This is a genomic window from Mesotoga sp. UBA5825 (genome assembly GCF_002432955.1).
In the GTDB taxonomy this organism is placed as follows: Bacteria; Thermotogota; Thermotogae; order Petrotogales; family Kosmotogaceae; genus Mesotoga.
On record NZ_DJHG01000049.1, the window covers coordinates 19,656 to 28,565 of the forward strand.

At 45.6% G+C, this 8,910-nt stretch carries 11 protein-coding genes (1 of these 11 cut by a window edge); 8 read left to right on the top strand and 3 right to left on the bottom strand.

Features of this window, described 5'->3' with window-relative positions:
• Nucleotides 1–333, bottom strand: partial view of an alpha-mannosidase gene (locus B3N33_RS04900; RefSeq protein ID WP_292592347.1) — the 5' portion only. 2,733 nt of this gene lie to the left of the window's left edge; 333 of the gene's 3,066 nt are visible here — the first part of the coding sequence; it begins with the start codon at nucleotides 331–333; the stop codon falls past the left edge of the window.
• Between the two features lie 164 nt (nucleotides 334–497).
• Here B3N33_RS04900 and B3N33_RS04905 point away from each other — a divergent pair, with 164 nt between their 5' ends.
• On the top strand, nucleotides 498–926 hold the full coding sequence (locus B3N33_RS04905) for a hypothetical protein (RefSeq protein WP_292592349.1): 429 nt from the start codon (nucleotides 498–500) through the stop codon (nucleotides 924–926).
• Here the strand turns inward: B3N33_RS04905 and B3N33_RS04910 are convergent.
• Nucleotides 923–1,882: an alpha/beta fold hydrolase gene (locus tag B3N33_RS04910; RefSeq protein WP_292592351.1), complete on the bottom strand. Its 960-nt coding sequence runs from the start codon at nucleotides 1,880–1,882 to the stop codon at nucleotides 923–925. The two genes, B3N33_RS04905 and B3N33_RS04910, sit on opposite strands and share 4 nt — an antisense overlap.
• Nucleotides 1,879–2,670, bottom strand: a complete 792-nt coding sequence (locus B3N33_RS04915) for a diguanylate cyclase domain-containing protein (protein ID WP_292589124.1) — start codon at nucleotides 2,668–2,670, stop codon at nucleotides 1,879–1,881. The genes B3N33_RS04910 and B3N33_RS04915 overlap by 4 nt, the downstream gene beginning before the upstream one ends.
• 180 nt (nucleotides 2,671–2,850) lie before the next feature.
• Between B3N33_RS04915 and B3N33_RS04920 the strand changes: the two genes are divergently transcribed.
• From B3N33_RS04920 to B3N33_RS04950, 7 genes are all read left to right on the top strand, one after another.
• Complete coding sequence (locus tag B3N33_RS04920) at nucleotides 2,851–3,672, top strand: thermonuclease family protein (RefSeq protein WP_292589126.1); 822 nt, start codon at nucleotides 2,851–2,853, stop codon at nucleotides 3,670–3,672.
• Between the two features lie 118 nt (nucleotides 3,673–3,790).
• Nucleotides 3,791–4,186: a Fur family transcriptional regulator gene (locus B3N33_RS04925; protein ID WP_258001668.1), complete on the top strand. Its 396-nt coding sequence runs from the start codon at nucleotides 3,791–3,793 to the stop codon at nucleotides 4,184–4,186.
• The gene (locus tag B3N33_RS04930; RefSeq protein WP_292589128.1) at nucleotides 4,183–5,067 is read left to right on the top strand and encodes a metal ABC transporter substrate-binding protein; all 885 of its coding nucleotides are present in this window, start codon (nucleotides 4,183–4,185) and stop codon (nucleotides 5,065–5,067) included. The genes B3N33_RS04925 and B3N33_RS04930 overlap by 4 nt, the downstream gene beginning before the upstream one ends.
• Complete coding sequence (locus B3N33_RS04935; RefSeq protein ID WP_102818824.1) at nucleotides 5,057–5,797, top strand: metal ABC transporter ATP-binding protein; 741 nt, start codon at nucleotides 5,057–5,059, stop codon at nucleotides 5,795–5,797. Before B3N33_RS04930 ends, B3N33_RS04935 begins: the two co-directional genes overlap by 11 nt.
• Nucleotides 5,794–6,621 carry a metal ABC transporter permease gene (locus tag B3N33_RS04940; RefSeq protein ID WP_214060809.1) on the top strand — a complete coding sequence of 276 codons (828 nt, stop codon included), beginning with the start codon at nucleotides 5,794–5,796 and terminating at the stop codon, nucleotides 6,619–6,621. Before B3N33_RS04935 ends, B3N33_RS04940 begins: the two co-directional genes overlap by 4 nt.
• A 147-nt stretch (nucleotides 6,622–6,768) precedes the next feature.
• Nucleotides 6,769–7,569, top strand: a complete 801-nt coding sequence (locus B3N33_RS04945) for an MBL fold metallo-hydrolase (protein WP_292589132.1) — start codon at nucleotides 6,769–6,771, stop codon at nucleotides 7,567–7,569.
• Between the two features lie 55 nt (nucleotides 7,570–7,624).
• Nucleotides 7,625–8,797: an iron-containing alcohol dehydrogenase gene (locus tag B3N33_RS04950; RefSeq protein WP_292592353.1), complete on the top strand. Its 1,173-nt coding sequence runs from the start codon at nucleotides 7,625–7,627 to the stop codon at nucleotides 8,795–8,797.
• Nucleotides 8,798–8,910: the final 113 nt, after the last annotated feature.

Sequence of the window (8,910 nt, forward strand, 5' to 3'; positions counted from 1 at the left end):
ATAAAGGACCACTTCGCCGGCAAAAACGGAAAGATCGAGCTCTCTGTGATGTGTATTGATCTCTCCATAGGTAATTCCATTGATTCTCACTAGTGATTCTCCACCAAACCAGTTTCTGAGAATGAGCTGCTCATCAGCATCAATTGGCGGGAGTTCGATCTCCCTTGAAAAATATACCGGAAAGCTATCGGGAGACCACTTGAACTCCGGGGAGACTCTTCTTGAATTGAAGGACCAGGAGTCGATTCTCTTCCTTTTTTTGATTGTGTATGGGTACATTTCACCGATGGACCGAAGAAACTTACCTCTAGCGCTTTCCTTAGAATAGTACATAGTGCACCTCTCCCTAACACATTTTCGGAGCTACACTCATTAGACCATAATGAACTGTAAGTAAAGAAACATGCCAAGAGTACGATTACCGAAAAACAGTGAGTGTCATATAGTGCCGGTTTCTATATCACGCTGGTATCTTGTAGTGTTGATTGATGTAGGAGGTGTCTTCGTTGCTTGATACTATGAGGTTTCTCGGATGGTTCAACTTTATTTTACTGCTCTTTAATACATCACTGTTTATTCTTAGGCGGTCAACCCTAAAACGCTCTTCAAAACTTGAAAACCCTCCGAGAGCGGCCTTCGTGAAGCAGGTTCGATTTCTTGCTATTGTTCACCCTTGGACTGGCTCTGTGCTTATGCTTTCCGCTTTATTACACGGATACCTGGCAACCGGCGGCTTCATTCTCTACAGCGGAAGCCTGGTCTTCTTAAGCGTCTTGGCCCAGTTCGTAGTCTACCTTCTGGGCAAGTACGTTCCTGCTATGAAGAATAAGTGGAGACCATTGCACAGAGCTCTGATGATCGTCACATGGCTCTCGTTCTTTCTGCATCTACTTGCTCCAGAGTTTATCTGGTTCCCGATAATCTAGTCTTTTTCAATCAGCGATCTGACAAAGGGAATGACAATCTCCAGAAAAAGAGCTGGACTTTCCTCTTGTGGGAGATGGCCGGTTTCGGGAAGGATGAAGAGCTCGGCAGAATGCAACTCTTCGGCCAGTCTAATTGAGTCCTGCACAGGGACAATTCTGTCAGAGCCGCCAGTAATGACTAGAGATGGGATTCTTACGCTCTGTACCTTTGAGGAGTCATAAGGTCTTCTTGCGAGTGTAAGTTCCCAGAGAGCCCTGTCCCAGTTTGATGCCTTAAGCGGCTTTCTGTAACCTTCACGTATTTCATCAGTCAGTCTTTCCGGATCATACCACGCCATTTCCAGGATACTGTCTGAGTTTCTCAAGAGAGTTCTCGAGATAAGCGGCCCCAAATGCCTTCCCTGAGGAGTGCTCGTAAGTATCTTGAACAAGAAACTGTCTGTGTCTTCTGTGTAGATCGCCGCGTCAACCAGGACAAGGCAAAGCACTTTTTCTGGGTGTTGAGCCGCGACTTCAAGAGCTGTAAGCCCTCCGGCCGAGTGACCAACGAGCACTGCCTCTTCGAATCCCAAATATTCCATAAGCGATACTGTTAACTCAACCTGTCCTTCCAAAGAGTATGGGTTGAAAGAACTGATATCCTCGCCAAGTGGTCTTGAGGTCAGGCCAAATCCAGGTCTGTCGAAAGCAATAACAGAGAACTCTTCAGAGAGAGGACCGATCACTTCTCTCCATGAGAAAGTGCTTGCTCCGAATCCATGTAGCAGCATTAAAAGGGGTTTGCCTTCTCCTTTTGCTTTGTAGTGGATGTCTGCATTATTGATCGTGACGAACATACTGTCTTCATCGGCTAGAAGCCTTGGGACCACAGTATTTTCAAGATCGCTCACCGGTATTAAAAAAGGCGCGATCAGCAGTATTGAGATCAGCGAGGTCATGATGAGCAAGGTCTTCATTTTCTTGCCTCTGAACTGTGAATTGAAGCGAAGGCCTTATTGACAAGCTGCTCGGCATCAACACCATCTCTCGGGAGCAATACAAATCCCGCCCTTAGTTCCATAGAGAACTCGCCACAGTTTTCTTGCCAGATTTTGAATGCGTTGAGGGCCTTTCGAAGTATTGTGCTGGCATTTCTGTAATCCTTCAGATCTTCAGCTAGAAGTAGAAACTCTCTTCTTGAGAATCTGCAGAGCGTGTCATTCTTTCTAATCCCTCTCACCAGCGAGTGTGCCATATCGATTATCGTTGATTCTTCGATACTCGATACCCCTCCTTTGCTCACAAACTCGAAGGCAGCGACCATAGAGGAGGAGTTATTTCTTCTGCTCCTGAATAACGCCATGTTAACTCTATCTCTGAAAAGCACGTAATTTGGAAGACCGGTTTCGCCGTCGAAGTGAGCCAGTTGGGAGATAGTTTGTTCGGCCAGCTTCAGGTCGGAGATATCTTCAACCACGAAGAGAAAGAAGACTCTCTCCGACACCGACAGTCTCTTTACATAATACCTTAACCACCTTCCAGCACGTCTAATGTGATGAAACTCCAATGAGTCCTCGCTTGAGTGCTTAACTTCTCTTATCTTCTTCGAGATCTCTTCTTTGATGTCTTCTATCATGATAGACGCAGCGTTGTTTGCAAATACCGTATTTGAGTGTTCATCGATAATCGCTATTCCATCTTCAATTCCCATTAGAGCTTCGAGAAAAAGATCCGGAATATTCTCAGAGAGATTATCCAGTCTCATTATCACACCACCTTTGTACTGCACGTACTTATCGTAGCCTCAGTCATATTGTAACCTCTGTTAGTAGGAATAAGGTATCTGTTCAGAAAGCTTAATCATGAAACAGATGCAGGCGAGAGATCTCCGCACTTGTCGGTATAATGGTACTGATGTCTTAATATTGGAAAGGAGGAGCGGATATTGAAGAAAAGAGCTGCGTTAGCCATGGCTTCCCTGTTGTTGATTGCACTCCTTCTCCTGCAGGCATGCGACCGCTCAAGACTTGTCACTACGGTTACCTCGGTAATTGATGGTGATTCCGTTACGGTGAAGGCGCTAAACGGCACTGTAAGGCTTATAGGAATAGATGCGCCGGAAACTAGATCAGGCAGCAAACCAGCGGGCCAGTTTGCCGATGAAGCGAAAGATTATCTGGAAATGATAACACGCGAGAGTGGAAAAGTTACCCTTGAGCTTCATGGAAAGGATACATACGGCAGACACCTTGCGTATCTTTTTGACTCGGAAGGTACCTTGATAAATTCTGATATAGTTAGGCAAGGTTTGGCCAGACCTCTTACCTATGAGGACACGTCCCATTATTCATCTGAGATAAGGAATGCTTACAGAGAAGCTTTCAGGAGTAGAAGGGGGATCTTCACTTTCTATGATCAGTCTCCTGTATTTGATGCTTCAATTGTGAGAGGAAATCTCTATTCTTACCAGTCAGGGGGTTTTTTGGGAAGAGTGATCTGGGTGGAATTCGAAGTAACGTCGGTAAACGGTCTCACCTTAGTGGGCGATGACATTGTGGTTCGAATCAGGTCAGAGGAGGCATCGCTTTTCGCGCTCGATCAGGCAGATCTGCAGGTGCTCTATAGAAAGAGGATCAGAGTCTATGGAGAAGTCTGGCAGGATACTTCTGGTAAGGCTTTGATGCTGATCAGAGACCCGGGAATAGAGATCATAGGAGTAGCTCAGCTTGCAAAGACTCTTCCTCTTTTACCATTGGGGGCTTTCTGAAGCTCTTCACAAGAAAATGCTGCAAACCAAGAATTGACAGGAAGTGAGAAATGTGCGAAAATGTAGTGCAAATGATTTGCGCGAATTGTTTGCCTATAGGAGGTGCCCTTTGAAGAGAATGACATCACTCAGAAGAGAAGTTCTGGAGATCATAGATAAATCTGAATTGCCGTTGAGCGCTGATTCAATTCATGAAATGCTTGATGAAAAACCTAATCTCTCAAGCGTTTATAGAGGTCTTTCCTTTCTTGAGGACGAGGGTCTTATCCGCTCGATATCATTCGAGTGCGAGACTAGATTCTATTTCAGCAGTCAGAGGGAGCCAGTTCATTTTCTGCACTGCAAGAAATGCCACAAAACTAAGCCTTTCTATGAGTGCTTTGTCGATTCTTTTGCAAAGAGAGTTGCGGAAAACCGAGATTTTACGATTACTAACCATGTGTTTTACTTCATTGGAATCTGCGGGGATTGCAGGAGAAAGATCGTCTCCGATGTTGAGGAGGGCAGAGTATGACAAGAAGAGTAATATTGATTCCTTTTCTGCTGATTACATTACTTTCGGGTACAGTTTTTTCGCTCAGGATAGTTGCAACGATTAATCCCTACTATTTGATTGTAAAGGAAATCGTGGGTCAAAATGCTCAGGTAGATCTTCTTATAGGGCCGGGTCAGAACCCCCACATTTTCTCTCCAAAGATCTCTGACATAAGAAGACTGGATGGAGCGGACCTGGTAATAGCAAACGGCCTAGATCTTGAGATTTTCCTGGAAAGACATCTGGACGATCTCGCCTCCCGAGGCAAGACGGTTGTGTACATTGGGAATCTCTTGCCCAAGGAGCTTATCATGGAGAAAGAAGAGCAGAACGAAGAACACGAACATGACCATCACGTGAATCCTCACATTTGGCTTGATCCAGTGATTCTTACTGATTACGTTATACCCTTTCTAGTTGAAGCGCTCTCAGAAATCGCACCAGAGAAATCTGGGTACTTTTCAGCGAATGCTGCGCAGCTTATTGATGATCTGCAGGAGTTCGATGAAGAGGCAAATTCATACCTTGAGAAGTTTCGTGGAAGCGTAGTCATTGTTGCACACCCCAGCTTTACCTATTTCTTCAGAAGATATGGATTGAGACTCGAACCGGTTCTAGAAGGGATAGGAGATGAGCCTACAATAGGCGAGATAAAGAAACTTGTCGATTTTGTGAGGGGCGAGGAAGTTGTTGGTATCTTTGCGGAGTACCAGCACTCTAAGAGAGCCATAGATATTCTGACGGCCGAGACATCTGTAAGACATGGGGAGCTTGACAGTCTTGGAATTTCAATGAGCGGCATCATCGAGCTGTTGCAGTGGAATCTCGGAGAGATCAAGAGGGTCTTTGATGGAGAGTAGAATCCTAAGAGTAGAGAGCTTGAGCTACAAGATCGGCAGCCACTGGATCCTGAGGGACGTGTCTTTCGAAGTGTCCAGAAGAGAATTCGTAGGAATAATTGGTCCAAACGGTGCCGGAAAGACAACGCTAATTAAAGCGATCGTTGGTGATCTGAGCGACTATTCGGGGAAGGTGTCTGTTTCAGCGAAAATTGGATACTTGTCTCAGAGCCCCGAAAGAAAGCGAGACTTCCCAATAAGAGTTAAGGAAGTGGCCGCGATGGGTCTCTATGGAGAGCGCGGAATCCTGAAACCCCTGAGAAAGTGCGATTGGAAGAAAGTTGAGGATCTTCTAGAAAGGGTAGGTATATATGATCTGAAGGAAAGGAGAGCCGGTACACTCTCCGGCGGCGAGTATCAACGGCTGATGCTTGCGAGGGCATTGGCATCAGAACCGGAGTTGTTGATACTGGACGAGCCTGAAGCCGGTGTGGACGAAATGGGAAAAGCCTCCTTTTACAGGTTGCTTGAGTCACTAAAGAACGATAAAAACATGGGAATACTTATGGTGAGCCATGATATTGGAATGGTTTTTGAAGCTTGTGATACTGTGATGTGTATTAACAAGACCCTTCATTGCCACACATCTGCTGACAAGATACGACCAGAAGAACTGCAATCAGCTTTTTCTGGCGACCTCGACCTTTTCATAAGATCGAGAGATCACTTCGAAAGGGAGCACCACTTATGATTCAGGATTTTGTGAAGGACATCATAAGCTACGGTTTCCTGAGAAACGCATTAGTGGCCGCCATTCTCGTAAGTTCACTAACTGGAGTGTTCTCGAGTGTGGTTGTGCTAAGAAGGATAGAGTTCATTGGAGATGGTGCAGCTCATGCGACATTTGGAGGAATTGCTTTCGGCCTACTTCTCGGAACGGATTATTTGCTTATGGCGGCAATTACCGCCGTTGTCTTTGCAATTGCCGTAAGCTACTTTACCAGGAGGAACAAGTTGTCCGAAAGCAGCGTAATCGGAATGCTCCTTCCTCTTTCGATGTCTCTGGGAGTAATCGCGCTTTCATTTGTAAGAGGATACACACCGGATGTGATGGGCCTGTTCTTCGGGAACATCCTGATGGTTACTTCTGAAGACGTTTGGCTGCTTATCGCAGCTAACCTTGTCGCTATGGCCTTCTTCACGATATTCTACAGAGAGCTTCTATATTACTCGTATGACGAGGGAATGGCGAAGCATTACGGTGTGCCTGTTGGGGCCATTCACTATGCAGTCCTAGTAGGAATCAGCTTGAGTGTTGTAAGCTCAGTCAAGATTGCAGGAATTATACTGGTTACGGCATTTCTGGTCATTCCGGCAGTGGCCGCGAAGCTTATCGCTCGCTCATTCAGAAGTATGATCGTTTTCTCTGTGAGCCTGGCAGTGGTAGCTAGCATAATAGGCATATTCGTTTCTTATGCGCTTGATATGCCTCCCGGACCGGTAATCGTAGTTGCACTATTCTTGGAATTCTTGTTGTCAGCTTCTTTGAAGAGGTTTATTGGAAAGGAATCTTGAAAGATACGACTATCAGATGCGCAATAGTACAAACTTGGTCGATTGCAGGTGGAGTTGAGAAAGATAGATATATGATCCGAATAGTTGGTGAAGCTTGTTGTACAGTGGGAATTGAGTAGAGAGCTTGGCGGCGAAGGGAGAAATGACATGAAGATAACTGTTTTGTGCAACGACAAAGCTCTTAAAGGGTTTGAGTCTGAACACGGTATCTCTTTTTACATTGAATCAAGCAAAAAAAAGTACTTGTTCGATACCGGATCTACAGACGTTGCTGTTAAGAATGCAGCGAAACTTGGTATAGATTTGTCTGAGATCGAAATGATTATCATCAGCCACGGTCACTACGACCATCTTGGAGGTTTAGAGAGCGTACTTCGTGAGTCTGGAGGAAAGAGAGTACTGATTGGTGAAGGTGGTTTTGAGCCGAAGTATAGCGGTAAAGTGGAGTCAAGTCCCAAAATTAATAGAGCAGAATTCGAAGAGCTTGGGGCGTCAGTAGAAAATGTATGCTCTTCGAAGGAGATTGAAAAGGATCTCTATGTAATGACCGCAGCGCCTTTTGCCACAGATGAGAGGCCTGAGGAGAAACATAACAAGGTTGATGGCAGAAAGCAAACTCGCGATTTCTTCGGTGATGAGCTTTCTCTTGCTCTTGTCGAGAGCGGTATTGTAACGGTAATAACCGGTTGTTCTCACAGGGGTATTGGAAACATAATCAAGCAAGCCTCTGAGTATGGAGAGGTGAAGGCTGTGGTTGGGGGCCTACATTTGCTTCACAAAACAAAGGAGGAGCTTGATGGGATTTTCAACTATTTAGAGGGATTTAAGATTGAGAAATTCCACATTGGGCACTGTACAGGGGATGAAGTTATAAAGGCAATTGAGCGAAGGTTTTCTGCCAAAGTCTGTGAGCTTCGAGCCGGAGAAACCTTTGAGTCTCTTATATAACAGTGTAAGACTATTACCGTCAAATCATGAAGTAGCAAATTGGGAGGTCGAAGAAATGGACAAAACGATGAACTTTGAGTATTTTCTGCCGACAAGGATTGTCTTTGGTGTGGGTACGGTGAATAAGGTAGGCAAACTAGCCAGAAATCTGGGCAAGAAGGCAATGATAGTAACAGGAAGAAGTAGTACGAAGAAAACAGGTCTTCTTGATGAAGTGATCTCGATCTTGGAGAAAAGTGGAATCGAAAGTGTTGTGTTTGATGATATAGTACCTAACCCACTATCATCAACGGTCGACAAAGGCGCCGAAATTGCCAACAGAGAAAAATGCGATATGGTCATAGGTCTTGGCGGAGGCAGCCCAATAGATTCGGCAAAGCTCATTGCAGTGGTGGCCAAAGATGGTGGCCGATGTTGGGAGTACACCGGATCTGGAGGAGGAAGAGTTCCGAAAGCTGCGCTCCCTATCATCGCCATTCCAACAACTCACGGAACAGGAACCGAGTCTGACCCCTTTGCGGTTGTGACGAACAGTGAAACCAACGAGAAGATAGGCGTTGGATTCGACCAGACTTTTCCTGTCATTTCCGTTGTGGATCCTGAGGTTATGAAGACCTTGCCCCCCTATCAGACGGCAGCTACCGGCATGGATGCCTTCTATCATGCAATTGAGTCGTACATAAATACAAATCATCAACCGACATCTGATCTTCTCGCGATGGAAGCAATGGCGCTTATAAATCACTATTTACCAATAGCATACACGGATGGGAATAATATTGAAGCCAGGACTGCTCTTGCCTGGGCGAGTACTGCCGCCGGCATTTGTGAAACACTATCGGGCTGTATTGCAAACCACTCATTAGAACACCCAATAAGTGCTCATTACGATGTTACACACGGTGCGGGGCTTTGTGCTACAGGACCTGCCTTCTTTGATTACATCAGGCCTCATACAAAAGAGAGACTGGCGCGAGTGGCTCAGATAATGGGAGCTCCAGGAAGCGTGATAGATATCAACAGGCTCTCTGAAATGTCAATAGAACTCATTCATAGGCTTCAGAAAAGTGTAGAAATCGATATCACTCTTAAGGAGCTTGGAGTCGAGAGATCTATGCTTGGCAGATTAGCTGAAGACGCAATGAGAACAATGGGCGGATTGGTTGAGGTGACTCCAGGAGACCTGAAGACCGAAGACTTGAAGAAGATTCTGGAGATGTCTTATTGATAGAGAGTTCGCCGTAAAGATCCGTTCAACGCTGTGAAGAACCGTCTTCCGCCGTCCAAGAACATGACCGTCCTTCGTGAAGATCAGCCGAGAAAGAGCGTTGTCGAGAGCTT

Excerpts from the sequence above, each read along its gene's own strand:
- B3N33_RS04935 (WP_102818824.1), top strand. The coding sequence starts at position 5,057 with ATGGAGAGTAGAATCCTAAGAGTAGAGAGCTTGAGCTACAAGATCGGC.
- B3N33_RS04915 (WP_292589124.1), bottom strand. The coding sequence starts at position 2,670 with ATGAGACTGGATAATCTCTCTGAGAATATTCCGGATCTTTTTCTCGAA.
- B3N33_RS04930 (WP_292589128.1), top strand. The coding sequence starts at position 4,183 with ATGACAAGAAGAGTAATATTGATTCCTTTTCTGCTGATTACATTACTT.
- B3N33_RS04950 (WP_292592353.1), top strand. The coding sequence starts at position 7,625 with ATGGACAAAACGATGAACTTTGAGTATTTTCTGCCGACAAGGATTGTC.
- B3N33_RS04945 (WP_292589132.1), top strand. The coding sequence starts at position 6,769 with ATGAAGATAACTGTTTTGTGCAACGACAAAGCTCTTAAAGGGTTTGAG.
- B3N33_RS04940 (WP_214060809.1), top strand. The coding sequence starts at position 5,794 with ATGATTCAGGATTTTGTGAAGGACATCATAAGCTACGGTTTCCTGAGA.
- B3N33_RS04910 (WP_292592351.1), bottom strand. The coding sequence starts at position 1,882 with ATGAAGACCTTGCTCATCATGACCTCGCTGATCTCAATACTGCTGATC.
- B3N33_RS04925 (WP_258001668.1), top strand. The coding sequence starts at position 3,791 with ATGACATCACTCAGAAGAGAAGTTCTGGAGATCATAGATAAATCTGAA.